This window comes from Vreelandella arcis, assembly GCF_900103865.1.
Classification (GTDB): Bacteria; Pseudomonadota; Gammaproteobacteria; order Pseudomonadales; family Halomonadaceae; genus Vreelandella; species Vreelandella arcis.
In genome coordinates, this window is the sequence record NZ_FNII01000002.1 from 136261 (window position 1) to 162206 (window position 25946).

General features: G+C 55.1%; 23 protein-coding genes and 1 tRNA gene. 9 read left to right on the forward strand and 15 right to left on the reverse strand.

Annotation, left to right across the window (positions count from 1 at the left end; all coding sequences use genetic code 11):
* Positions 1–26: 26 nt before the first annotated feature.
* Entirely contained in the window at positions 27–320 is a 294-nt protein-coding gene (locus BLR97_RS02555) for a co-chaperone GroES (protein WP_089702169.1), read from the reverse strand.
* 237 nt (positions 321–557) lie between these two features.
* Positions 558–1064, reverse strand: a complete 507-nt coding sequence (locus tag BLR97_RS02560; RefSeq protein ID WP_089702172.1) for an FxsA family protein — start codon at positions 1062–1064, stop codon at positions 558–560.
* Positions 1065–1244: 180 nt separating this feature from the next.
* On the opposite strand from BLR97_RS02560, the gene BLR97_RS02565 reads away from it, so the two are divergent.
* A complete protein-coding gene (locus BLR97_RS02565) occupies positions 1245–2006 on the forward strand; it encodes an SDR family oxidoreductase (RefSeq protein ID WP_089702175.1) in 762 nt (253 codons plus the stop codon).
* A 46-nt stretch (positions 2007–2052) separates the two neighbouring features.
* On the opposite strand, the gene BLR97_RS02570 is transcribed toward BLR97_RS02565, so the two are convergent.
* Positions 2053–2688, reverse strand: coding sequence for a hypothetical protein (locus BLR97_RS02570; RefSeq protein WP_089702177.1), 636 nt, complete (start codon positions 2686–2688; stop codon positions 2053–2055).
* Between the two features lie 252 nt (positions 2689–2940).
* Positions 2941–3025, reverse strand: a tRNA-Leu gene (locus tag BLR97_RS02575).
* Between the two features lie 77 nt (positions 3026–3102).
* Between BLR97_RS02575 and BLR97_RS02580 the strand changes: the two genes are divergently transcribed.
* The 4 genes from BLR97_RS02580 to BLR97_RS02595 all read left to right on the forward strand — a co-directional run bounded on the left by BLR97_RS02580 (position 3103) and on the right by BLR97_RS02595 (position 7202).
* The gene (locus tag BLR97_RS02580) at positions 3103–3810 is read left to right on the forward strand and encodes a ComF family protein (RefSeq protein ID WP_170832969.1); all 708 of its coding nucleotides are present in this window, start codon (positions 3103–3105) and stop codon (positions 3808–3810) included.
* Positions 3811–3864: 54 nt separating this feature from the next.
* The gene (locus BLR97_RS02585) at positions 3865–4839 is read left to right on the forward strand and encodes a serine/threonine protein kinase (RefSeq protein ID WP_089702179.1); all 975 of its coding nucleotides are present in this window, start codon (positions 3865–3867) and stop codon (positions 4837–4839) included.
* Between the two features lie 247 nt (positions 4840–5086).
* Complete coding sequence (gene folE, locus BLR97_RS02590; protein WP_089702180.1) at positions 5087–5641, forward strand: GTP cyclohydrolase I FolE; 555 nt, start codon at positions 5087–5089, stop codon at positions 5639–5641.
* 103 nt (positions 5642–5744) lie between these two features.
* A complete protein-coding gene (locus tag BLR97_RS02595; protein WP_089702183.1) occupies positions 5745–7202 on the forward strand; it encodes an NAD-dependent succinate-semialdehyde dehydrogenase in 1458 nt (485 codons plus the stop codon).
* Positions 7203–7308: 106 nt separating this feature from the next.
* On the opposite strand, the gene purH is transcribed toward BLR97_RS02595, so the two are convergent.
* The 8 genes from purH to ppa form a co-directional block, all read right to left on the reverse strand.
* The gene (purH, locus tag BLR97_RS02600; protein WP_089702186.1) at positions 7309–8889 is read right to left on the reverse strand and encodes a bifunctional phosphoribosylaminoimidazolecarboxamide formyltransferase/IMP cyclohydrolase; all 1581 of its coding nucleotides are present in this window, start codon (positions 8887–8889) and stop codon (positions 7309–7311) included.
* A gap of 50 nt (positions 8890–8939) precedes the next feature.
* On the reverse strand, positions 8940–9284 hold the full coding sequence (fis, locus tag BLR97_RS02605) for a DNA-binding transcriptional regulator Fis (protein WP_089702188.1): 345 nt from the start codon (positions 9282–9284) through the stop codon (positions 8940–8942).
* The gene (dusB, locus tag BLR97_RS02610) at positions 9281–10321 is read right to left on the reverse strand and encodes a tRNA dihydrouridine synthase DusB (protein WP_089702190.1); all 1041 of its coding nucleotides are present in this window, start codon (positions 10319–10321) and stop codon (positions 9281–9283) included. The genes fis and dusB overlap by 4 nt, the downstream gene beginning before the upstream one ends.
* 110 nt (positions 10322–10431) lie before the next feature.
* Positions 10432–11343, reverse strand: coding sequence for a 50S ribosomal protein L11 methyltransferase (gene prmA, locus BLR97_RS02615; RefSeq protein ID WP_089702192.1), 912 nt, complete (start codon positions 11341–11343; stop codon positions 10432–10434).
* A gap of 74 nt (positions 11344–11417) precedes the next feature.
* Positions 11418–12758 (reverse strand): acetyl-CoA carboxylase biotin carboxylase subunit, encoded by a 1341-nt coding sequence (gene accC / locus BLR97_RS02620; RefSeq protein ID WP_089702194.1) that lies wholly within the window; start codon positions 12756–12758, stop codon positions 11418–11420.
* Positions 12759–12788: 30 nt separating this feature from the next.
* On the reverse strand, positions 12789–13256 hold the full coding sequence (accB, locus tag BLR97_RS02625; protein WP_089702196.1) for an acetyl-CoA carboxylase biotin carboxyl carrier protein: 468 nt from the start codon (positions 13254–13256) through the stop codon (positions 12789–12791).
* A 287-nt stretch (positions 13257–13543) separates the two neighbouring features.
* Complete coding sequence (gene dsbD, locus BLR97_RS02630; RefSeq protein ID WP_244511150.1) at positions 13544–15430, reverse strand: protein-disulfide reductase DsbD; 1887 nt, start codon at positions 15428–15430, stop codon at positions 13544–13546.
* A gap of 177 nt (positions 15431–15607) precedes the next feature.
* Complete coding sequence (gene ppa, locus BLR97_RS02635; RefSeq protein ID WP_089702198.1) at positions 15608–16138, reverse strand: inorganic diphosphatase; 531 nt, start codon at positions 16136–16138, stop codon at positions 15608–15610.
* Positions 16139–16375: 237 nt separating this feature from the next.
* Here ppa and BLR97_RS02640 point away from each other — a divergent pair, with 237 nt between their 5' ends.
* Positions 16376–18091: a bifunctional protein-serine/threonine kinase/phosphatase gene (locus BLR97_RS02640; RefSeq protein WP_089702200.1), complete on the forward strand. Its 1716-nt coding sequence runs from the start codon at positions 16376–16378 to the stop codon at positions 18089–18091.
* A 79-nt stretch (positions 18092–18170) separates the two neighbouring features.
* Here the strand turns inward: BLR97_RS02640 and BLR97_RS02645 are convergent, their stop codons facing one another.
* Together BLR97_RS02645 and rnt are read right to left on the reverse strand one after the other, a co-directional pair.
* Positions 18171–19430: a 6-phosphofructokinase gene (locus BLR97_RS02645; RefSeq protein WP_089702203.1), complete on the reverse strand. Its 1260-nt coding sequence runs from the start codon at positions 19428–19430 to the stop codon at positions 18171–18173.
* Between the two features lie 92 nt (positions 19431–19522).
* Entirely contained in the window at positions 19523–20191 is a 669-nt protein-coding gene (gene rnt / locus BLR97_RS02650) for a ribonuclease T (RefSeq protein ID WP_089702205.1), read from the reverse strand.
* A 206-nt stretch (positions 20192–20397) separates the two neighbouring features.
* On the opposite strand from rnt, the gene BLR97_RS02655 reads away from it, so the two are divergent.
* The 3 genes from BLR97_RS02655 to BLR97_RS02665 are packed head-to-tail and all read left to right on the forward strand — an operon-like array spanning position 20398 to position 23162.
* The gene (locus BLR97_RS02655) at positions 20398–21618 is read left to right on the forward strand and encodes an argininosuccinate synthase (RefSeq protein ID WP_089702207.1); all 1221 of its coding nucleotides are present in this window, start codon (positions 20398–20400) and stop codon (positions 21616–21618) included.
* 55 nt (positions 21619–21673) lie between these two features.
* On the forward strand, positions 21674–21997 hold the full coding sequence (locus BLR97_RS02660; RefSeq protein WP_089702209.1) for an HlyU family transcriptional regulator: 324 nt from the start codon (positions 21674–21676) through the stop codon (positions 21995–21997).
* Between the two features lie 37 nt (positions 21998–22034).
* Complete coding sequence (locus BLR97_RS02665) at positions 22035–23162, forward strand: DUF294 nucleotidyltransferase-like domain-containing protein (RefSeq protein WP_089702211.1); 1128 nt, start codon at positions 22035–22037, stop codon at positions 23160–23162.
* 37 nt (positions 23163–23199) lie between these two features.
* On the opposite strand, the gene BLR97_RS02670 is transcribed toward BLR97_RS02665, so the two are convergent.
* Positions 23200–25944, reverse strand: coding sequence for a sensor histidine kinase (locus tag BLR97_RS02670; RefSeq protein WP_089702214.1), 2745 nt, complete (start codon positions 25942–25944; stop codon positions 23200–23202).
* Between the last annotated feature and the right edge of the window lie 2 nt (positions 25945–25946).

The following is a 25946-nucleotide window of genomic DNA, read 5'->3' on the forward strand; positions in this document are numbered from 1 at the left end:
AGTTGAAGGACTGAGCTTAAAAACCCTTAGCCTTCAACAACCGCTAGAATATCGGCTTCACTCATGATCAAGACTTCTTCGCCGTCGATTTTTTGCTTTTCAACGCCAAAGCCATCTTTAAAGATCACGCTATCGCCAACTTTCACGTCTAGGGGGCGAACATCGCCGCTGTCTAGAATGCGGCCATTGCCTATGGCTAATACTTCACCACGGGTAGGCTTTTCCTGCGCATTGCCCGGAAGCACGATGCCGCCAGCGGTTTTCTGCTCTTCTTCCACGCGACGGACAACAACGCGATCGTGCAAAGGACGGATATTCATGCTCACGTTCTCCTAAGTATCGTCAAAGCCCTATTCAGGGCGGTTAGTGTTAATAGTTTTCGTGGGTGCGGCCCGCGAAAAATGAAGACTAAGGTCTTCTCTGTAAATGGCAGCCGCTGTACATCGTTGAAGCGGCTGCCGAACTTGTGTGCTGTCTGAAAAATGGGGGCTGCGGATAACCTTTCAAGGGGGCGCTGGTAAAAAAATCTTGGTGGTTGGTATTTTGCCAGCGCAGGCTTAACCGCGGTTTTTCGGCTCATCTCGACTGATAAAGTCTCCTTCGATCGGCTCTTGAGGTGCTTCGGACGACGACGCACTATCGGGGCGGTGGTTGCTATATGTCTCTCGTTGGTAGGTATGTGATTCGTAATAGCCGGTGGTGCTCTGAGCCGTGGCTTTAAGGCCTAGTGTTGTGAGTAGTTTGAAAAGCAAACGGCGAGCAGTCGGGATCAGGCAGGCGAGGCCTAGCGCATCAGACAGGAATCCGGGGGCCATCAAAAGGGCGCCGCCGAAGATCAGCGCTGCGCCGGTAAAAAGCTCGCTGGATGGAATTTCACCTGCCTGCATACGCTGGCGAGCTCGGGCAAATGTCGCCACGCCTTCTTTACGGATCAGATGAAGACCCACGACCCCGGTGCCAATCACCAGCAGTAGGGTCACTAGCAAACCGATTTCGCTGCCAATGGTAAACAGGATGACAAAATCAAGCAGCGTAAATAGAGAGACAAAAACCAAAATAGGCATAACAAACTCCGTTACAGGCGTAGCGTAGGATATGGTGACAGTCTGATGGAAAAACAAGCTGAGCTAAATAGGGCGTTCAGTTCTATTGCCCCTTTGGGGAATTGCCGGGTGATAAGTGGCGTGTAACCTTGTAGCGTTAGCTTTCATCGTCATGTTAATTACTGATGCGAGGAGCGTTAAATGAAGCTAGATGGTCGGGTGATAGCGATAACGGGCGGTGCGCGCGGTTTAGGTTATGCGGTTGCGTTGCACTTGGGGCAGCGAGGTGCGCGCCTAGCGCTAATGGATATCAGTGGTGACGCGTTAGATGACGCAGTATCAGCTTTGGCACGCGAGGGTATTGATGCGAGAGGCGTGATTGTGGATGTGGCGGATGAGGCGTCGGTGGAGCAGGCATTTGCGCAGATTGCCGATACGCAAGGCCCGATTAGCGGGTGCATTAATAATGCCGGTATTACTGACGATGCGTTAATGGTGAAAGCTAAACAAGGGCAGGTAGATAAGCGCATGTCGTTGGCGGCGTGGCAGCGCGTGATTGATATCAATCTCACTGGCGTATTTTTATGTGGCCGAGAAGCCGCGACCCAAATGATTGAGGCTAATCAAACGGGTGTGATTGTGAATATTTCGAGTATTTCTAAAGCGGGTAACCCCGGGCAGAGCAATTATGCCGCTGCTAAAGCCGGAGTTCATGCATTAACGGTGACTTGGGCAAGCGAACTGGCAAGGTACGGCATCCGCACGGGCACGGTAGCCCCCGGTTTCATCGACACGGAAATGACGGCCTCGATGCGACCCGATATGTTAGAGCGGATTGCGTCACGTGTTCCGCTCAAACGGCTTGGCGAGCCGGATAACATTGCGCAAAGCGTGGCGTTTGTGTTTGAGAACGATTATTTCTCCGGGCGAATCATCGAGTGTGATGGGGGGTTGCGGCTCTAAGCAGGTGCTGCGGCCGTGTTCTTTTCGCGGCCGTTAATTCCGTGTCTTAGCGGGCTTCAAGGTTTTCGATTTCTTCTGCCCAACGCTTCACTTTACGTCGCTGAAGACGGCTGTTGAATCGCTGAGTGTCCACGTCGAGGGGGATCAATGCTCGATGGGATGTTGATGGGTCATTCAGGTAAAACGATCGGGAAGCGCCTATAGGCCTGTCCTCAGAACCATAGACGGCAATCACGCGTAGCTCTAATCGCAGGTCTGATTGCTCAAAGATGTTGTTATCCAGTCGCCAATAGGTACGAATTTGCTCGGCAATGTCAGCGAATCGCTGCATATGTAAGTAATCGCCAGGGGCGAGGGGCCCCTGATGACTTCTTATCGACTTGGCTTGCTGTTCGCCTTCTTGTTTTTCTTCTTGGTACTCCGCAACGTCGACCATATAGCAATTGTCTGGCGTGTGAAGCAGTGCCATCACATGCTGGATATAGATAGATTCACTGCTCATATTGCTGATCAAACACAGCGCATTCTGCCCGGTGCCCAGTCCTCGGTTGATAATCACGCGAGGTCGACGCTGGCGCACATAGCCGTTATACAAAAGCTGCGCGTAAAAAAACCATACGAAGAGCGTCAGAACGCTGGTAATTGCAGAGATTGCCTGAGCATTGTCGTTTAGCCACTCCATGGATCCGATCCTTATCCTTCCTGCTGATCTATAGCGAATAGCAGAAACGTTAGCTTAATATGCTAGAAATGCCAGTTGGGCAGGGTTTTGCAGATGGTACTTAATTAGGCTATATGAATATAATGGCTAGGCAGGGACTGAATGCGCTTAAGGTTTTATCGGAACGAAACAGACAATCAAACGAGGGAAAGCCGATAACGTCAAAAGTGAACGCTTCAACTAAAAATAAGAGGGGTATAGCTAACACTGAATTGGTGCGGATGGGGAGACTTGAACTCCCACGCCTTACGGCACTAGAACCTAAATCTAGCGTGTCTACCAATTCCACCACATCCGCGGAACGAGGCGTATACTACCAATGTTTCGATTAAAGTCAATCATAAAGTGTTTAATTCGCTAGAAGGGAAATGGCCAATGTCGTGGCAACACTGGATAACCGCCGGTGGTAATGCCGTCAAGCGCGCGCTACCCGGCTACTGCGCTTTCTGTCTGTCGCCTTTGCGTGGGGGCGACAGCTGGTGTTCAGCGTGTTTTGACCAGTTGCCGTGGAATTGGCCCGCTTGTTCGCGTTGTGGCGATGAGATAACGGATAGTCGCCAAGCGCTATGCGGCCACTGCGTCACTAAGTGGCCGGCCTTTGACACCGCGCATGTCGCATTGCGTTATCAGTCTCCTATCAATGCGCTGGTGCGCGATTTTAAGTTTAACGCCAGGCCTCGGGCGGGGATGTTGTTGTGTGAGCTTATGATGGCAAGCCTCCCGACGCCGTCTTTTGAGGCGTTAGTACCGGTACCTATGACTCCTGAGCGTGCTCGCGAGCGTGGCTTCAATCAAGCTCAGTGGCTTGCGACTGAATTGGGCCAACGCAGCGGCCTTGCGGTATTTGAAGTGCAACGGACTAGGCAGGGGCCTTCGCAGCGACGCTTGAACCGGCAGGCACGTTTTGCCAACCTAACGGGCGCTTTTATGGTAAAAACACCACCGCCCGCCCATGTGGCGATTGTCGATGACGTTGTCACCACCGGGGCGACGGCCCATGCGCTTGCCTTGGCATTACGTCGAGCAGGTGCCCAGCGTGTGGAGGTGTGGGCAGCAGCACGCACACCGCTTGTGGTTGATTGATTTGAGCCGCATGACGTCTTAGCCACACCATTATTGATTGCTCCTGGAGTTACCATGACGCACGCTTTTCGCGCTCTCTCGCCTAGCCTAGTAATGTCGGCGGTTGAGTCGTTGGATATTTGGCCAACGTCGGAGCCGTTTGCATTAAACAGCTACGAAAACCGAGTGATGATGTTCCGGGATGAGCAAGGCAGCCAATGGATCATCAAGTTCTATCGGCCAGAGCGCTGGCAAGACGCCACCATTCAGGAAGAGCACGATTTCCTCTCTGAGCTTTGTGAGGCAGACGTGCCAGTGGGTGCCGTTTGGCGTAATGCCCAAGGCGAGAGCCTGCATCACTATCAAGGGTTTCGCTTCGCGTTATTTCCCCATTGCCCTGGCCAAGCCCCTGAGCTGGACAATGACGCCCATCTTTTTGCATTAGGTGAGGTGATGGGGCGCCTTCACGATGTAGCAAGCAAAGCAGCGTTTATTCATCGTCCGCGTTTGGCATTGTTGGATGGCGTGAGAGACGCTCAGCAACGCGTTATTGATAGCCAGCGTTTGGATCGCCACCAGCGCCGAGCCTACGACAGTGTGATCGCCCGTACCATGGAGGCGTTAGCCTCTCATCAATGGGGCGATGAGATGATGACGCGCTGCCACGGCGACTGCCATTTAGGCAACATTTTGGGGCGCGACGAGCAGTTTGCGCTGGTCGATTTCGACGATTGTCTGATGGCACCGGCTATTCAAGATATCTGGATGTTGCTGTCGGCAAATGAACCCGTCGAGTGGCGGCGACAGTTCAGTGAAATTGTAGAGGGGTACGAGGAAGTGCGACCCTTTCCCCATCAGCAAGTTGCGCTGATCGAACCGCTGCGAGCCTATCGGCTAATTCGCTACAGTGCTTGGCTGGTATCTCGCTGGGAAGACCCGGCTTTTCAGTTGGCATTTCCTTGGGTCGCCGATAAAGGCTATTGGGATCAACACATTCGTCAACTTGAGCAGCAGTTGCTGACCCTTAAAGCGCCGCAGTGGCTAGCGTAGCGTATAACGCTCAACCACTTGACGCCTGAACATAACGCACCCGCTGCCACACGGCTTAAGGGTGAGTTAAGATACGTATTTACTATGTTGTATTAATATTTTATTGTACATCTATTATATAGAGTATGCTTTTTGTACATGGCTGTGCGTGGTTTGAACCGACCATGGGCATGTCAGCCAATAGCCGGCTCTATTTAGCGCGATGGATGTTCTCCAGCGCGCTCGACACCTTTTGACGAGGCTTACCATGACGGATGATATCGCCCAGCATTACCAGCACATTATCAGCGCCCTGGGGGAAAACCCCGACCGTGAGGGGTTAAGAGATACTCCGAAGCGCGCCGCGAAAGCGATGCAGTTCTTAACGGCGGGCTATCATCAGTCGCTGGAAGAAATCGTCAACGGTGCTGTGTTTGAGTCGCAAACTGACGAGATGGTGTTGGTCAAAGATATCGAGCTCTATTCGATGTGCGAACATCACCTACTGCCATTCATCGGCAAATGCCACATTGCGTATTTACCCAATGGCAACGTGCTGGGGTTGTCCAAGTTTGCTCGTATCGTGGATATGTATGCTCGGCGTATGCAGATTCAAGAGAACTTGACCCGCGAGATTGCAGAGGCGGTGCAGCAAGTGACTCAAGCACGGGGAGTGGCCGTCGTGATTGAGGCGCGCCATCTTTGCATGATGATGCGGGGGGTCGAAAAGCAAAATTCCAGCATGACCTCTTCAGTAATGCTAGGTGATTTTCGTGCTAACCAAGCGACACGCCAGGAATTTTTGACACTGGTAAGATCATAATACGCCATTCAATGGTTCAGTTCGTTTGGTCTACTGGCCTGTTTCGTCATAGCATGAAGAGGATTATTTGCTGATAAGTCCCTTTGTGGGGCAGGAGCCGGTCATGGAAGCGCTAAAAGAGACACAGTTGTACTGTCCGTTTGCCTATATCGATGGAAGTTGGGTAGCCGCCGACAGTGGAGAGCAGATCAACGTACTCAACCCTGCTACCGGTGAGTTGGTGGGCGATATGCCCAGGCTGGGTAAAGCGGAAACCGAGCGGGCGATTGACGCTGCCGATGCCGCACTACCCGCATGGCGTGCCTTAACCGCGCAAGAGCGGGCAGACTTACTGTTGAAGTGGCATGACCTGATGCTTGAGCATCAGAATGACTTGGCCATGCTGATGACCTACGAGCAAGGCAAGCCACTGAAAGAAGCGGCGGGTGAGATTGCCTATGCAGCAAGCTTTCTACGTTGGTTCGCCGAAGAGGCGCGTCGCGTCTACGGTGAAACCATTCCCGCTGCCAACCCCAATCAGCGTATCGTGGTTACTAAACAGCCCGTCGGCGTGGTTGGGGCGATTACTCCATGGAATTTCCCTGCCGCGATGATCACCCGCAAGGCGGGTGCCGCGCTGGCGGCGGGGTGCACTATTGTCGTCAAGCCGGCCAGTCAAACCCCGTTCTCGGCGACGGCGCTCGCCATGCTTGCAGAACGAGCAGGCATCCCACGTGGGGTCTTCAACGTAGTACCGGGTAGCGCTGCCGACATCGCCCAGGCGCTTACCCAGTCCTCTAAAGTGCGCAAAATCACCTTTACTGGTTCAACGGAGGTGGGTCGCAAGTTGATGGCGCAGGCCGCCGAGCATGTGCAAAAAATATCCCTTGAGCTGGGGGGGAATGCGCCCTTTATTGTCTTTGAAGACGCTGATCTTGACGCGGCGGTAGACGGTGCCATGGCCGCTAAATTCCGCAACGCCGGGCAAACGTGCGTGTGCACCAATCGTTTTTTGGTGCAGTCGAGCGTCATTAATGCGTTTTGCGAAAAGCTGGCCGTGGCGATGAACAGCGAGCTATACGTCGGTGATGGAACGCAGAAGAACATTAATATTGGCCCGTTGATCGACCAAGATGCGGTCAAAAAGGTTAGCGAGCACGTTCAGGATGCGGTGGACAAAGGCGCCGAGCTGCTGTCGGGTGGTCATCCTCACCCCTTGGGCGGCAACTTCTTTAGTCCTACGCTGATCAGCTTTGCCACACATGAAATGAAGGTGGCTCAAGAAGAGACCTTTGGTCCCTTAGCGGCGGTGTTCCCCTTCGATGACGAAGAGACCGCGATCGAAATGGCCAATGATACCCAATACGGGTTGGCGTCCTATTTTTATTCGAAGGACTTGTCGCGAGTCTGGCGGGTTGCCGAAGCACTTGAGTATGGCATGGTCGGCATTAACACCGGATTGATTTCCAACGCGGCGGCGCCGTTTGGCGGTGTTAAAGCATCGGGCCTGGGCCGCGAAGGCGGGCACCAGGGTATTGAAGAGTACCTGGAAACCAAGTACCTGTGTATTGACCTCAGCTAAACGGTCAATCGTCCCTTAGCTATATACAAAGCCCCGGTTGGCAGGCCAATCGGGGCTTTAAGTGTTGGGGCCTCTAAAACCCAATGGCATCAGGGGCTAAAAGTGCTTAGTGGCGGAAGTGGCGCATACCGGTAAATACCATGGCAATGCCCGCTTCATTGGCCGCATCGATTACTTCCTGGTCGCGCATTGAGCCGCCGGGCTGGATGACAGCGGTAATACCTGCAGCAGCGGCGGCATCAATGCCGTCACGGAACGGGAAGAACGCGTCCGATGCCATCACGGAACCGGGGACTGAAAGGCCTTCATCGGCGGCTTTGATGCCAGCGATTTTGGCGGAATAAACGCGGCTCATTTGGCCTGCACCTACGCCTATCGTCTGACCGTTATTGGCGTACACAATGGCGTTTGATTTGACGAATTTGGCGACTCGCCAGGCAAACGTTAGATCGCGCAGTTCCTGCTCAGACGGAGCGCGGTTACTGACGACCGTCAAACCATCACGCGTTACCATGCCGTGGTCGCGTTCTTGAACCAGTAGCCCACCATTAACGCGTTTGAAGTCCAATGCTGGAAGTGTTTCCCCCGGCCAATTCGCGCTTACGTCCAACAGTCGAACGTTCTGCTTTGCGGCAACAATGGCGGCGGCATCGGCGCTGACCCCTGGGGCGATAACAACCTCGACAAATTGACGCTCAATAATTGCTTTCGCAGTATCGGCATCAAGCGCCACGTTGAACGCGATGATGCCGCCGAAGGCGCTGGTGGGGTCAGTGGCAAAGGCCTTGTCGTAGGCTTCCAAGGCCGTGGCCCCGATGGCCACACCGCAGGGGTTGGCGTGTTTTACAATCACGCAGGCAGTGTCTGTAAACGCCTTGACGCATTCAAAAGCGGCATCGGTATCAGCGACGTTGTTATACGACAAGGGCTTGCCCTGCAGCATTTTGGCCGTGGCCACGCTAGGTTCGTTTGTGTCGGCTTCTACGTAGAAAGCAGCCTGCTGGTGAGGGTTTTCACCGTAGCGCATGGCCTGCTTTTTGTGCAGTTGCAAATTGAAGGTGCGCGGAAAGTTAGCGTCCGTGTCTTCAACCTGACGACCCAGGTACTGAGCAATGGCACCGTCGTAGCCAGCGGTATGTTCAAACGCTTTTACGGCAAGATCAAAACGGGTGTCGGGGCTGACGTGGCCATCCTGAGAGGCAAGTTCACCCAGTACGCGAGCATAGTCGTCGACGTTGACGACTATCGTCGTGTAAGTGTAGTTCTTGGCACAAGCACGCACCATGGTTGGGCCGCCAATGTCGATATTTTCAATCGCATCTTCCCGCGAGCAGTCGGGGTTGGCGACGGTATCGGCGAAGGGATAAAGATTCACGACGACCATGTCAATCGGCGTGATATCGTTAGCGGCCATTACCTCATCGTCTTGGCCGCGACGAGCCAGAATGCCGCCATGAATTTTGGGGTGCAGTGTTTTCACGCGGCCGTCCATGATTTCGGGGAACCCCGTATGCTCGCTGACTTCTTTAACCGGGATATTGCGCTCTTGAAGCAGCCGGAAGGTGCCGCCCGTAGACAGGAGCTCGATGCCGTGCTCGGACAAGCCGCGGGCAAACTCGACAATGCCGGTTTTATCAGAAACGCTCAGAAGGGCGCGGCGGACGGGTGACGCAGTACTATCAGCCATGAGATTGCTCGTGTGCAGGGTGAAGAATGAATAACAATAACGCCCCATGGTTAGGGGGCGTCACCTTCAATAAGTCCATAAAGCTTTAGTTTCTTACGCAGCGTGCCACGGTTTAGGCCCAACACATCGGCGGCTCGGGTCTGGTTGCCTTCGGTGTGCTCAAGGACACAGGCAAGCAATGGAGCCTCTACTTCGGCCATCACCATCGCATACAGGTCAGTCGCCTGGCTGCCATCGAGATGCTCGAAGTAGCGACGCATCGCCGTTTCTACTGCTTCGCGCAGGGGTTGCGGCGGTGCGCTAGCCGCGGGATCCGCCAGCGTGCCGGATAGCCGTATATGGCTGTCGCTAGCGTCGCTGTTGCTGGAAAGAAGATCAAGATCGCGTTCTGTCATGCTGCATAGCTTCCTTTGGCTAGCAGACGCTTAATGGCGTCGGGGGCCATAGCGTCATTGATCCAGTGTATTTGTGTTTCAGCGGATGCCAATCCGTTGAACTGCTGCTTTAACTCACGCTGTTGCGCTGGGGTAAAGCGGGCATCATCGCTCAAATACCAGCCAAGATGCTTGCGCGCAATACGCACGCCCATAGTTGAGCCATAGAACGCATGCAGAGCGATTAAATGGTCCATCAAGACGCCGCGCCGTTCCTCTAAGCTGGGCAGCGCGCAGCGCTCGCCATGCTCAAGAAAATGCTGGATTTGATGAAAAATCCAGGGGTTACCCTGAGCCGCTCGTCCGACCATTACCGCATCTGCTTGGGTGTAGCGCAGTATATCGGCTGCTTTTTCAGGGCTGGTAATATCGCCGTTAGCAATAACAGGAATGCCTAGGCGTGACTTGATATCGGCAATGGTGTCGTATTCCGCCCATCCAGTATAGCGCTGCTCGCGATGTCGGCCATGAACTGCCAGCGATTGAATGCCGGCTTGCTCTGCAAGCCGCGCAATGCGCACGCCGTTGTTGGAATGAGCGCACCAGCCAGTGCGTATTTTAAGCGTGACGGGAATGTCGACGGCGTTGACCACCGCCTCAAGAATTTCGCCGACGAGCTTTTCATCGCGGAGCAATGCAGAGCCTGCCGCTTTATTGCAGACTTTTTTCGCCGGGCAGCCCATGTTGATATCAATGACTTGCGCGCCAAGCTCGGCATTCAGCTTGGCGGCATGGGCGAGCATTTCGGCATCACCGCCGGCAATTTGCACCACGCGTGGATCGGGCTCGCCGCTATGATCCATACGCAGCTTTGATTTACGCGTATGCCAAAGATTTGGATCAGCGGTGACCATTTCACCCACCACCCAGCCAGCCCCCAGTCGCCGGCAAAGCTGGCGAAAAGGTTGATCGGTCACCCCGGCCATGGGCGCTAACATTACTCGGTTAGACAAGACGTAAGGGCCGATTTTGAGTGGTTGAGGTGTTGCTAAGGTCATGTTAGCTAAGCTTCGGTGGTGCGGTTAACGACCCCCTTGGTCGTTCGAGGGGGCGTATGATACGCCTAGTCGGCGATGGGGTGAAGACGGCCTATGTCGTAAACAACGTGTTAACCGTCGCGCTGCCCGGTAAGCCGAACCCAGCCCTCTCGTGTTTCGGGAGGCGCCATGTTAAGACCCAGCGCTTGGTAGGCTTGCATCACCTCATCCGCTTGATTGGCCAAAATGCCCGAGAGCGCGAGTTTGCCACCTGGGGCGACGTGGCCAGCAATCGTCGGCGCGAGTTCTACCAGTGGCCCCGCCAGGATATTAGCGGTCACGATCGGGTATTGCTGCACGGGAAGTTGCTCCGGGTAGTAAAGGGCCAGCGTGTCCTCAGTGATGTGATTGCGCTCGGCATTTTCACGGCTTGCCTGCAATGCCTGAGGGTCGATATCAGTACCATCGGCATGTGCGGCGCCAAGCTTTAATGCGGCGATGGCAAGAATGCCCGAGCCGCAGCCAATATCCAGCACTTGCTGATCCGCTAGCTGGCCGCTCACCGATAATCCATCCAGCCATTCCAGGCAAAGTGCAGTAGTTGGATGGGTGCCCGTCCCAAAGGCCAACCCGGGATCGAGGACTAGATTCACCGCGTCGGATTCTGGTGGTTCGTGCCAGCTAGGCACAATCCAAAGTCGCTCCCCCATCTGTAGGGGCGTAAAATCTTCCATCCACTCGCGTTCCCAATCCCGGTCGGCCAACAACTCGTATTCAATAGGTGGGCAGGGTTCGCCAGGTAGTTGTTCTGACCAGGCGGCTTCGATACGCGAGAGCATAGCGTCGATGCCCTCTAAATCGTCGTACAGTCCGGTGACAACGGTGTCTTGCCACAAAGGTGTCGTGCCGCGCTCGGGTTCGAATACTGGGTCGTCGTGGGCGTCTTGAAACCCAATGGCTGTTGCGCCCTCGTCCAGCAGCAGCTCTTCCAGCAGTTCTGCCTGTTCGGGCGCAACGTGTGCTTTTAGTTGAAGCCAGGGCATGCCGGTTCTCCGCAATATCAAAAGAGGCGGGGTGGCTGTGCCACCCCGCATTGATGGGACGCCGCCATGGGACGTTAGCTACTGAGTTTCTTTTCCAGATAGTGGATGTTGACGCCACCCTGGCGGAAGTAGCTGTCGCGCACTAAATCTTTTTGTAGATCGATATTGGTTTTGATGCCTTCAACCAGCAGTTCATCCAAAGCGTTACGCATTCGCGTTAAAGCGATATCGCGGTTCTCTCCCCAGGTAATCAGTTTACCAATCAGCGAGTCATAATGGGGAGGGACGGTATAGCCGGTATATAAGTGGGAGTCCATGCGCACGCCAAGCCCGCCGGGCGCGTGATAAAGCGTTACCTTGCCGGGAGAGGGCATAAAAGTGCGCGAGTCTTCAGCGTTAATGCGACACTCGAAGGCGTGACCGTTAATCACGATGTCTTCTTGGCGAATCGACATCGGCAAACCGGAGGCAATGCGTAGCTGCTCTTTGACAATATCGACGCCGGTTACCATCTCGGTTACCGGGTGCTCTACCTGAACACGGGTATTCATTTCGATAAAGAAGAAATCGCCGTCTTCATAGAGGAACTCAAAGGTGCCTGCGCCACGGTAGTTGATTTCGATACAGGCCTGGCGACACGCTTCGAGTACCTTGGCACGCGCATCAGGGTCGATGCCGGGCGCGGGGGCTTCTTCAAGGACTTTCTGATGGCGGCGCTGCAGCGAGCAGTCCCGATCAAAAAGGTGAATGGCATTGCCTTGACCGTCGGCGAGTACCTGGACTTCCACGTGGCGTGGGTTTTCGAGAAACTTCTCCATGTAGACGGTGCCATCGCCAAAAGAGGAGTGGGCCTCGGTTCGAGTGACGTTGATGGCGGAAAGCAGGTGTCCTTCAGTGTGAACGACGCGCATGCCGCGTCCACCACCACCGGCTGCCGCCTTGATGATAACCGGATAGCCGATGCGTCGGGCTGTCGCGAGATTGATTTCATCATCGTCGCCCAGCGGGCCGTCTGAGCCGGGAACAGTGGGCACGCCGGCCGCCTTCATGGACTCAATGGCGCTGACTTTGTCGCCCATCAAGCGAATAGTCTCGGCGCGGGGGCCGATAAAGGTGAAGCCAGAGCGCTCCACCTGTTCAGCGAAATTAGCGTTCTCGGATAAAAAGCCATAACCGGGATGAATCGCGCTGGAGTCGGTGACTTCGGCGGCGCTAATCAAAGCTGGAATATTAAGATAGGACTGCGCAGAGGAGGCTGGGCCGATACACACGGCTTCGTCGGCTAAGCGCACGTGCATTAACTCGCGGTCCGCTTTGGAATGAACCGCCACGGTTTTAATGCCTAGCTCTTTACAGGCCCGGAGGATACGTAGAGCTATCTCGCCGCGATTGGCGATAAGTACCTTGTCGAGCATGGGAGAGTCCACCCGTATTGAAATGAAGGATTAAGCGATGACGATCATAGGCTGATCAAATTCCACCGGCTCACCGTCTTCAACGAGAATGGCTTCCACCACACCGTCGCGATCCGCTTCAATTTGGTTCATCATCTTCATGGCTTCGACGATACATATCGTATCGCCTTGCTTAACCGTATCGCCTATTTCAACAAAGGACTTAGCGCCTGGTGCAGGGCTGCGATAAAAGGTGCCGACCATTGGTGAGTTGACCGCTTCACCGCGATAGCTGTTACCGGCGGGTTCTTCCTCGGCGGCCGGGACATTGGCCGCGGGCGAGGCCGGCGCTTGCTGGGGAGCGGGCTGCGCATACTGGGGCATGGATTGTGGCTGCCACGTTGCGCCATTGGGATGGCGGCTAATACGAACAGACTCTTCGCCTTCTTGGATTTCAATCTCGCTAATATTGGACTCTTCCAACAATTCAATCAGTTTTTTTACTTTGCGAATGTCCATTACCTAGCCCCATCACTATCGTTGAGAGTGGTGTGAATACCACGCGCTAGCGGCGCAGTAAACCAAATTAAAAAATATAGAGAACGCCGCATGATGACGAACGTTACCCTTTTTTATCGCTTAAAAAAGCAAAAGTTTAGTCAATATGGGGGCGAAGTGTGCCGAAAAATTCAAACGATGTCCAGCCAACGTACAAGGGGGCGCACAAGGCTTATTTTAAACAACCGTTTGACGAACTTCGCGACACGAACCAGCCCATTCGCCACTTAAGTAAGCGCTATCCCTGTCTAGCGACTTGTGGCCCAACGAGCCAACTCCTGAAGATGCTGGGTAAACTCAGCGGCGTTAACATCACCTTGGATACGCGCTTGGCGGACTTCTTTACCTTGATGGAAGAATAATAAGCTAGGTGGGCCGAACAGTTGGTAGTGGTTAAGCAATTCGCGGCTTTGCGCATTGGTGTCGGTGACATCGACGGCAATGCGCGCAAACCCCGATAGCTCGTCGATGACGGCCGGGTCGGTATATACCTCGCGCTCCAGTTGTCGGCAGGAAATACACCAATCCGCCGTGAAATGAACGAACGCCGGCTGACCGGCGGCTTCGGCTGCCCGGATAGCCTTGTCGAGTGCTGATAAACGTTCTACACGTTGGAAGTCCAGCGGTTCTACGGAAGCGCTGGTGTTGGCAGCAGGTAACTGAAGCGGGCGTAGTGGGTTGTTTGACCCTTGCGCAGCGCCGAGTGTGAGGGCGACGCCCCAGGTTAAGAGCATAAGGCCTAGCGTTTGGCGTGCTTTAGGCCAGCCGGCGGGCGTATTGGTTTGCACGGCCCCCAATGCAAGTGCGCAGCCTATGGCGAGCGCTGCCCAGAGTAATAGCCCGAGTTGAGCGGGAACCAAGCGCTCTATCATCCAGATTGCTACACCGAACAGCAGTAGCCCAAAGGCAGTTTTAACCCCGTTAAGCCACGCGCCCGAGCGCGGCAATAAGGTCGCGCCAAAGGTGCCTACCAACAACAAAGGCACACCCATCCCCATGCCCAGGGCAAATAGCATGGCGCCCCCAGTGATTGCATCGCCGGTGGTTGAGATAATCACTAGCGCACCTGCCAAAGGGGCCGTCACACAGGGGGAAACCACCAGCACCGATAAGGCACCTGCCAAGGCCAGCCCTGGTGGGCCGCTGCGTTGAGCACGTGCTTGCCAAGCCTCGACTGTTTGAGCAAAGCGCGAAGAAAGACGCAGGTCAAATGTGCCGAGCATCGCCAAGCCAAACAGGCTGAACAAAATAGCAAAGGTGATCAGTACCGGGGCGGACTGGAGTTGCGCCTGCAGATTTAGGCCAGCCCCGAACAGCCCCATCAGAACACCGACTCCGGCGTAGGTTGTCGCCATGCCGAGGACATAACTGGCCGATAGCACAAAAGCGCGGGGCCGGGTGGGCTGTTGGCCGACGATAATCGACGACAGAATCGGCACCATGGGTAACACGCACGGTGTGAATGTGAGTCCAATACCGGCCAAAAAGAAAAGCCCTAGTGCTAGAGGGAAGCTGGCCTCGGTGATGAGCGAGCTAAAGCGACTGTCGGGGCTTTGTGGCGCAGCGAACGACGCAGCGTTGCCTGTTTCGCTGTCGACACTGTTTTGAATAGATGGGGACGATAATGTAGAAGTGGACGCCTCGGCGTTCGTGTCTTCAGGCGTATAGTCAGCAAATTGGCTGGGCGGCTGGCTTTCAATTGCCTGGAGCGCCAGCGTTTCCGGCGGGTAACACAGGCCTGCATCAGCGCAGCCTTGAAAAGTGAAATCGAGGTCTAACGGGCCCGCATGGGGACTTCCTAAGGGTACCTCCATGACCACCTGATCACGGAAAATATACACATCCCCCATATACTCATCATTGGTGAACGTCCCATCGGGCAGATCGAGCTCGCCCAGGCGAACGCCGCTGGTCAGGCTTTCTACGCTAAACTGGTGGCGATAGAGGTAATAGCCCTTGGCACTTTCAACCCCGATGAATAGCGTCTCGCCATCGTGCCATGCAGCGGGTTGGAAAGCCTCTAAAACGGGAAGAAAATCGCCATCTTGGCCACTTGAAGAGAACCACTGCGCTTGGGCTAAAAGCGGGAGCGTGCAGAGGAGTAGTAAAAGGCCTAACCGTTGAATCGATCGCACAGTACATCCTTGGTCGATAGGGTCACATTCGGCTGCCAGCATACCGCAACCTGTATCGCTGGCAATGGGCTGCGACGCGATGTAGCGCACGCATTAAGGCTCAGTTAATACGGCGTTCTATAACGCAACAGGGCCACCCGTAGGTGGCCCTGTCAGAAACGGCGTCGAGCGAGCGGGTTAGGCTTTTTGGTAAGCCGCCGCCGATTTTTCAATCGCTTTGCGTGCTGCGTCTACGCCTTCCCAAGACTCAACCTTAACCCATTTGCCTTTTTCGAGATCTTTATAGTTTTCGAAGAAGTGGGCAATTTGCTGACGCAGCAATTCAGGTAAGTCGGTGACTTCCTGAACGTCGTCGTATAGCGAGCTGAGCTTCGGATGGGGAACACAGACCAGTTTGGCGTCTTCGCCGGCTTCATCGGTCATGTTGAGAATGCCCACCGGACGCGCACGGATAATGCAGCCTGGCTGAACCGGATGAGGGGTAACGACGAGGGCATCCAGCGGGTCGCCATCGTCGGCCAATGTGTGGGGAATGAAGCCGTAGTTGGCCGGGTAGAACATAGGTGTGGCCATAAAACGGTCGACCAGCAGTGCCCCCATGTCTTTATCGATCTCGTACTTGATCGGCTCATGGTTGGCAGGGATTTCAATCACCACGTAAAGGTCGTTGGGCAGATCCTTACCAGCGGGGATGTTGTCGAAGTTCATTGTTGATTCCTTGGTCGTACAATGGCTAGGCAAACGAAGTTGCTATATGAATAACCACGAATTATACGAACATGGCTGCAAGATTACCAATGCGACATAGGTGTTGCGCCGACTATGAGTGAAGCATGTCCTTAGGCCGCGACGTTTGGCGGGCATCGTTTAATACATTCAACGTGTATCATAGACGCTTTCAGACAGTGACATCCGTTGCCAACGCCGTATGCTCAGGAGGATGACTTGGCACATGCCCAATTGCTGATCAGTTACGGTCAGGCTTTCGTTGCCCCTGACCGCCGCTTACACCGTAGCTCCATGTCGGTGCGTTTTCCCGAGCCGCCGCTGCTCAAGGCAAAGGGCGGATGTGCAGTGATTAGTGACTCGCTCTCACGCAATACGTTGGCCAAACAGGCCGGGGATTTGAGTGTGCGCGGCTTTTTAGCGGATTATTTCTCTACCCCCGATCACTGGGATGTCAAAACGTCCGCCACGCGCGTGCTTCGAGCGCTCAATAGCTGGTGCTATGGCCAAAGCCAGCATGTGCAAACCGGCAGTTTCGTCTCTTCGCTATCGGCCGTGGTATTCCGTGAACGGGATGCCCACCTGTTTCACATGGGCGACACCCTGGTGTTTCGACTGCGAGGTGCCGAGTTTGAACAGCTGACTCGCGATCACGTCACTGACCTGGGGGGCTATCGTTATCCTTCACGGGCGCTGGGTATGGACGGCAGCGTCGATATTGACTATACCCACTTGCCCATGAAGCAGGGCGACTTGTTCTTATTTACCACCCAAGCGGTGGGCGGAACCTTGCTGCCCTCGGACTATGTGCGCCTGATTCGTGAGGACGCCAGCGATCTCGATGCGGCTTGCGAGCGTCTTGCTAACGAAGCAAAGCAGCGCGCTCAAGAGCGTGGGTATGGCGGAGACCAATTCTGTTTTCAACTGGTGCGCATAGACGAGCTGCCCGAAGAAAGTAGTGATCACCCCGGCCAGCTATACGGCGAGTTGCCGATACCGCCTGAGTTAGCCCCTGGGTCGAGGCTGGATGGTTTGGAAGTGGTGGCGGTTCTGTCGCGTACCGCGCAGTCGCGTGTTTACCGCGTGCGTGATGTCTATACAGACCGCGAAATAGTAATGAAAGCCCCTAGCCCCGAGCTTTCCTTGCGCAACGCTTATCTCGAACACTTTTTACTGCAGCAGTGGGTCGTTGAGCGGGTCAATTCGCCGTTTGTTGTCAAAGTGGTCGAGCCTTCGCGGCCACGTCGCTACCTTTATTACCTGATGCAGCATGTTGAAGGCGAAACACTGCGCCAGTGGGCGGAGCGCCACCCCCAGGCGAATCTGTCTCAGCGGTTAGATATCGCCAATCAGCTGGGCAAAGCCGTTCAGGCGTTGCACCACCGTGACATCCTTCATCAACAGATTAACCCGGACAATGTGTTGATCGACCTACACGGTAAGGTCGTGTTAACCGATTTCAGCGCTTGTCATATGCGCGAAGTTGATGGTCATCGCCACTCAGGTGAGCTGTTGAGGCAGGTAGGTTTCAACGAACATACCGCCCCCGAATATGCCCTGGGCGATAGTGTCGGGCGGCGCAGCGACCAGTATTCATTAGCCTCGACCGTGTACTGGCTATTGACTGGCGCGCTGCCCTACACGCTGACGCCTAACCGGTTGCGTAGCCACACTGATCTGGAAGGCTTGACCTATCGCAATGCGCGAACCTCAAATCCGGAGATCACACCGGATCTTGATGAAGCCCTACGCCGCGCGCTGGATCCTCAGCGGGCGCTGCGCTTCAGGCGGTTATCCGAGTTCATATATGCCTTGCGGCTGCCGTTGGGCCGGCGGACGGTAAGCGAGAAACCACGCCAGGAATCGCGTCATTTCTGGCAAGGTGTAGCGGGTATTTTACTGTTGCTGCTCGTGCTCTCGTGGCTGCTGCGTTAGGCGTCGCTACGCTGCCTTGTATTAAAAAGCCCAAGCCCCGGGGTGCGGGGCTTGGGCGTATGGCACTGAATAAACAGGGTTACAGCGTAAAAACGGGCAGCTTGCGCTCGACCTTGGCCAGTTTCAACTTCGCCACTTTCGGCAATCCATTTTCAAATGGTGGGAAGTCTTCCCCCTGGATCAGCGGTGAGAGATAGTCTCGACACGTCTGAGTAATGGCAAAGCCGTTTTCGCTGATAAAGTCGCGAGGCATAAACTTCTCTTGGTTGGCCACCTGAGATAGCGGGGCGGAGATTACATCCCACTGGTAGGGCGCCTGAGAAATACGCCGAATGGCTGGCATCATGGCATTTTTGCCGGCCAGTGCCAGCGTTACCGCTTCGCGTCCGACGGCGTAAGCTTGTTCAACGTCGGTTTTAGAGGCCAAGTGACGCGCTGCACGCTGAAGATAGTCGGCTACCGCCCAGTGGTATTTATACCCTAAGTCCTGTTTGATCATGCCCGCCAGTGTCGGCGCTACACCGCCCAGTTGGCGGTGGCCAAAGGCGTCGGTATTGCCCGCGTCGGCTAAGAAAGTACCGTCTTCATAGCGTGCCCCTTCCGATACCACGATGACGCAGTAACCGTTCTGCTGGACGCTTTGCTGGACTCTTTCCATCACCGCTTGACGATTAAATGGAATTTCCGGGAACACGATTAAATGCGGTGGCTCGCCCGGGCCGTCTCCAGCCAATCCGCCAGCCGCTGCGATCCAGCCTGCATGGCGCCCCATTACTTCAAGCACAAACACCTTGGTGGAGGTGGCGCACATCGAAGCGATATCCAGCGAGGCCTCGCGGGTAGACGTGGCAATATACTTGGCCACACTGCCAAACCCTGGGCTGTTATCGGTAATGGGTAGGTCGTTATCGACGGTCTTGGGCACGTGGATCGCCGTGAGTGGATAGCCTAGCTTTTCGGAGAGCTGCGACACTTTTAAACAGGTATCAGCGCTATCGCCACCGCCATTATAGAAAAAGTAACGGATATCGTGGGCTTTGAAGACTTCGATAAGCCGTTCGTATTGGGCGCGATGGGTGTCGATGTCTTTTAGTTTATAGCGGCACGAGCCAAAGGCACCGCCGGGGGTGTGACGCAAGGCTGCAATGGCGTCATCGCTCTCTTGTGTCACGTCAATGAGGTCTTCCGTCAAGGCCCCAATAATGCCGTTGTGACCGGCATAGACCTTGCCAATCTGGTCGGGGGCTTGTCGGCAAGCTTCGATGACACCACAAGCACTGGCGTTGATCACAGCGGTGACACCGCCTGACTGGGCGTAAAAGGCATTATGCTGAGCCATGGAAACGTCTCATCTCCTGGGGGTAGGAAGGCGTAGTGAACGCAGAAATAAGTGAGCGAAGTTTAGCGTAAAGCGACATAGCCTGCATCCGGCTAATCGCCGCTGTCCATCGCCTGTTCGCGTTGTGCCAGTTGCCATCCGCCTAAATCCTTATAGCGGTTGACCATGGCACAGAATAGCTCGGCGGTACGCTCGGTGTCGTAACGTGCCGAGTGGGCGGCTTTGTTATCAAATTCGATGCCGGCGGCGCGGCACGCGCGAGCCAGTACCGTTTGACCATACACAAAGCCTGCCAGCGTCGCGGTATCAAAGCTTGAAAACGGATGGAATGGGTTACGCTTAATGCTACAGCGGTTAGCGGCTGCATTTAAGAAGCCGTGATCAAAGGCGGCGTTGTGCCCCACCAGAATCGCTCGTGAGCAGCCATGGGCTTTGATCGATTTGCGGATCGGTCGAAATATTTCACCTAGGGCTTCTTCTTCACGCAGCGCGACCTGACGACGTAACGGGTCGTCCAGGTTAATGCCAGTGAAGTCCAGTGCGGACTGTTCAACATTGGCCCCTTCAAATGGCTGAATATGGTAGGCATAGGTGGCATCCGGCAGAAGATTGCCTTCTGGATCCATGGTTAGCGTAACGGCGGCAATTTCAAGCAATGCATCACCGTGCGCATTAAAGCCACCCGTCTCCAAATCAATGACAACGGGCAGGTAACTGCGAAAACGTTGGGCCATCAATTCGCGGGCAATTGCCTCGCTCATGCAGCTCTCCTTAGTAAGCGAGTAATCAGTGGGCAAAGAGCATCTAGCGCTTTTCGTGGGGAGATTCTAGCAGTTTCCTTTTATGGCGTCGTTGGCGGTATTCGCTGAGCACTGAGAACGCTATACTTAGTGTCTACCCGATCGTGTGGTCCGATAACACCGCCGTGTGTGTCTGGCGCACATTTTGCTGAGAAAAGGAGTCAAGAATGTCCGATGTCAAAAAGGTTGTGCTGGCATATTCAGGCGGCCTGGACACATCCGTTATCGTTAAGTGGTTGCAAGAAACCTACAACTGCGAGGTGGTCACGTTTACCGCCGACATCGGTCAAGGCGAAGAGGTAGAGCCCGCACGTACCAAGGCAGAGGCGCTTGGCGTGAAAGAAATCTACATCGAAGACCTGCGTGAGGAGTTTGTGCGCGATTACGTCTTCCCCATGTTTCGTGCCAATACCATCTACGAAGGCGAATACTTACTGGGCACCTCCATCGCCCGCCCTTTGATCGCCAAGCGGTTGATTGATATTGCCAACGAAACAGGCGCTGACGCGATCTCTCATGGGGCGACCGGTAAAGGCAACGACCAGGTGCGTTTTGAACTGGGTGCCTATGCCCTGAAGCCCGGCGTGAAAGTCATCGCCCCTTGGCGCGAGTGGGACTTAACCTCGCGTGAAAAATTGATGGCCTACTGCGAGCAGCACGACATTCCCGTCGACTTTTCCGGTAAAAAGAAAAAATCGCCTTATTCCATGGACGCCAACCTGCTGCATATCTCATACGAAGGCGGCATTCTGGAAGACCCATGGGCCGAAGCCGAAGAAGACATGTGGCGCTGGAGTGTGTCGCCTGAAGCGGCACCGGAGCAGCCTACCTATGTGGAGCTGACGTTCGACAAGGGCGATATCGTTGCGATTGACGGCGAAGCCCATAAGCCTCACGAAGTGCTTGAAAAACTCAACAAGCTCGGTGGTGACAACGGCATCGGCCGCCTGGATATCGTTGAAAACCGTTATGTGGGTATGAAATCCCGCGGTTGTTATGAAACGCCAGGGGGATCCATCATGTTGCGTGCTCACCGGGCGATTGAGTCGCTAACGCTGGATCGCGAAGAAGCGCACATGAAAGATCAGCTAATGCCCAAGTACGCCGAAGTGATTTACAACGGTTACTGGTGGAGCCCCGAGCGGCGCATGCTGCAGGCGGCCATCGACGAAACCCAGCACAACGTCTCCGGCGTCGTGCGCATGAAGCTTTATAAAGGTAACGCCATCGTGGTGGGCCGTAAGTCCGACCAGTCACTGTTTGATGAATCAATCGCCACCTTTGAAGACGATGCGGGCGCTTACGACCAAAAAGACGCCGAAGGCTTTATCAAGCTTAACGCACTGCGCCTGCGGATTGCCGCTGGCAAAGGTCGTCAACAGAGCTAACCGGTTGGCCAGGCGGCAAGTATGTCTTGCCGCCTAGTCAGCGTGAGGAGTCAACATGCTTAAAAAAATACTCTCAGCTTTGTTGGGTGGTGATCGAGAGAGCGCTACTAGCAAAACGCAGGCGTCGGAGCCGGTAGAGTACCGTGGTTACATCATCACCTCTCAACCCGATAACCAAAGCGGTCAATACCGCGTTAGCGGTTTGATTCGTCGTCCGCAGGCCGAAGGGGATGATTTAGAACATCGCTTCGAGCGCTCGGATATGTTGCCCAGCCGCGACGCTTGCGATGCGATGATGATCACCAAAGCCCAGCGCTATATTGATGAAGTGGGCGATGAGATGTTCAAACCCGACCCGCGTCGGGCGAGCGACACGTAACAGCGAATTTGAATGAATAACGGTTAAGGAGAGGCGTATGCGTGTTGTACACCAAGCCTCACCCTGGCGCTGCCTGTTTCATCATGATGGGACGCTCAATACCTCGGCGCTCACCGCGCCGTTGGATAATCTCTTTACCCATATCTCTTCACCGACAACCTCGTTAGCCGACGCCCACGCATGGCAATTGTCTCTGGTTGAAACGCTGGCGCATTACGATCTGCCTGCCTGGCGTATTAGCCAAATAATTAGTGATCATAATGCCTTTCTATATCGCCAAGCGGTCGCGCTATCGCTTGACGAAATGCAAGCGCAAGGCTGGGGGAGCCCGCCGGTGGACTACTGCGTATTGCTGTTAGGCTCGGCGGCGCGCTACGAGAGCCTGCTCGGTCCCGACCAGGATAATGCGCTGATTATTGATGATTATCCTGATCACCGCCACGTCGAGATCGATGGCTACTTTCAAGCGTTAGGCGAACGTTTTACCGCGCGCCTGGATGAGGCAGGCATTCCGCTTTGCCGTGGTCACGTGATGGCGCGTTGGCCGATGTGGCGTAAACGGCTTAGTGAGTGGCACGCGCAGCTAGAAATTTGGAGCGCGGATCGTCAGGTCAAGCGCGTACAGCAAACCAATATCTTACTTGATTTTTCCCCAGTAGCGGGCAACACAGCACTAGCCGAACATTTGGGGGAGAGCATTGCCGCCACGCTGCCCAAAGCGTCCCTGTTTATGCATGAAATGGCCGCGTTACTGGAAGAGCTACCGGTGGCGCTGGATCGCTTTGGGCGGATTGCCTCAAGCCCGGGCCTTGATACACCCCACGACCACGCCATCGACCTTAAACATCAAGGCTTGATGCCCCTGATTAGCGCTGCGCGCTTGCTGTGTGTTCGACACCAGCGCCACGAAATTAGTACTCGCGAGCGGTTAGTTGCGCTCAGCCATGCGTCAGACGCCTTAACGCCGCCGCAATCCGAATTACTTATGGCGGTCTTTGAACGTTTGCAGCAACGGTTACTTGATCAGCAGCGTGTTAATAAAGCGCATGGTCAAGCCGCCGACGGCTGGGTGGATCTACGCCGCCTGCGCGAGGACGAACGCCTGCTTTTAAAATTTGATCTTCAGCAGATTAAAGCCTTTGTAAAACGGGTAAAAAGCCCATAGCAGAAGGGCGGAACGGTCACCGCCGTCGCGTCGGTATTTATGCTACCGAGCTATCATCCGGCGCGGCCGGTAGCTCCAATGTCAGGCAGGCACCGCCAAGGGTTCTGGCGTCTTCCACCCAGAGTCGACCACCCAGGTGGGCGATAATGCCACGACTAATGGGCAACCCAAGCCCGCTTCCCTTGGGGCGTCCGTGGGGGACGTCGCTGTCTTGCTGGATTTGGTGGAATTTTTCAAACACGCGCTCGCGCTCGTCAGCGCTAATGCCGGCGCCGTTATCTTCCACGCTTAAGCGGAAATGACGGCGGTGGCGGTAGAGTGCCAAGCGGACTTTGGGGTGCTGGCGATCGGCAAATTTACCCGCGTTATCGAGCAGATTAATAATCACCTGTTCCAAACGATCCTGGTCGCCAATCACCATCGCGGGATCAGCTTCTAGACTGACCGCTAACTCAATGCCGCGTTCTTCATGTAGGCGCGCAACCGCGTCGATGCTGTGCCGGGCCAACGCCGCAAGGTCGAGCGGCACGGGATTCAGTGTTAAACGACCGCTTTCAAGGCGGGCAAGGTCGAGAATCTCTTCGATTAAGCGTGATAGTCGCTGGCTCTCGTAGACGATAACCCCCAAAAAGTGTTGGCGCTTTTCGTCGGGTAGCTCGCTGTTATCACGCAAAATTTCAGCGAAGGCGCGAATCGAGGTGAGCGGTGTACGCAGTTCATGGCTGACCATGGCCACAAACTCATCTTTCAATCGATCAAGCTCGCGCAGCCGTTCATTGGCGCTGCGCAATTCTTCACCGATTTGCGCAAGCTCCTGGGACTTCTGCTCTAAGCGGCGGTTGTACTCGATGGTTTGTGAGGTGGTATCCAAAATGCTTAGGATCGACTCAATGTCCAACGCTTCCCCGCGCACCACCGAGTTGATCAATACGCGTGCCGAGGCGCTGCCCAGCGACCCTGCGAGTGCCTGTTCGGCGCGGGTAATCAACTCGGGATGGGCGGGCTCATCGGCAACAAAAGCGCTTTTGCTGCCACTGTGTCGAAATACACGACGTGTTGCTTGGTCGCCGAGATAGCGAATAAGTAACTCGCTGAGAGCCCCTTGCGTGGTTTGCCCACGCCACAGCGGAGCGGTTTTCAGGTTTGGATGCATCGCCCCGGTGAAAAGCGCCGCTTGGGTCTGTTCAAGGGGGCTGGGGCGAGTAAACAGTGATACACCGACCAGTAGCCCTACGTTGGCCAGCATGCTCCACAGCAGCGAATGGGTATAAATGTCCCAGCCTTCCAGGCCGAATAAAGCGTAGGGCATCAGCCAGGTGATGTCCCAAGGACCTTGTGTGAGCAACGATGCATCCAACCAGCCGGACTGTGCAAAGCCCGGCAGCAGTAATGTGTAGCACCAGACCAGGAATCCAGCGATTAACCCTAATGCGGCCCCTTGGCGAGTCGCCCCGCGCCAGTAAAGGCCAATTAACAGTGCAGGGGCAAACTGTGCGGCCCCGGCGAAAGACACCAAGCCAATGGTGACGAGGCTATAGGAATCGCCAATCAGCGCGTGGTAGAGATACCCCAGCAGCAAGATAAGCACGATGGCCACCCGACGGATGCCGAGCAGCAAGCCAGCCAGCTCGCCCTTGGTACTCAGGTGCAGTCGTTTCGAGCGCAATAACAGTGGCATGACCAGTTGGTTGCTTACCATGGTAGACAGCGCAATCGTTTCGACGATGACCATGCCGGTTGCCGCCGAAAGGCCGCCAATAAACACCAACAGCGGCAATCCTTCTAGGCCGGCCGAGAGCGGTAGTGTAAGTACAAAGCTGTCGGGGTCGCCGGCGCTTACGCCTAACATCAGGCCCGCTAGGGCAATGGGAATAACGAACAGGTTGATCAGCAGCATATACAGCGGAAACAGCCAACTCGCTCGGGTTAAATGCTGTTCATCGACATTCTCAACCACCAAAACCTGGAATTGTCGCGGCAGGGTTAAAAACGCCAGAAAGGCCAGGATTAGCATGCCGACCCAGCCGGTAACGCCGCCGGGCACACTGTCTAAGCGCATGCTGTCGACCAACGCTGGTGTGTCTGCGACCTGGGCAAACAGGGCGGCCGGGCCTGAAAACATCACAAAGACCACAAATACCCCGACGGCCATAAAGGCGACTAGCTTGACGATGGACTCTAAGGCGATGGCCGCCACCATGCCTTCATGTCGTTCGCTGGCATCCAGGTGGCGGGTGCCAAATAAAATGATAAACACGGCCAGTACCAGAGCAATCCACAGGGATTTATCCATCCAGAAGCGTTCATCGACAAGCGTGGTGTCAGCCGTATTTGGGTAGTTGATTAACACCGCGTGGCTCACGGTAATGGCTTTTAACTGCAGGGCGATATAAGGGGTGATGCTGATTAGCGCCATTAACGCCACCAGCGCGCCTAGGCTGCTGCTTTTGCCGTAGCGGGCGCTGATGAAATCGGCAATTGAGGTGATCCGCTGGCGTGCGGCGATGCGCACCATCTTACGGATAACAAAGGGGGCCAGTAGCATCGCAAGCGTCGGCCCTAAGTAGATCAGCAGAAAGCTGGGACCGTGCTCGGCGGCTCGCCCCACGCTGCCGTAAAAGGTCCAGGCGGTACAGTACACCGCAATGGACAGTGCATAGACGGTGGGTGAACCAATTAGTGAACGGCCTTGCTCGGCCCGCCGGTCGCCCCAGGCAGCGACCACAAACAGCAGTGCTAAATAGCCAAAGGCGGTGCCCAGAATGATCGGGTCAGTACGCATGG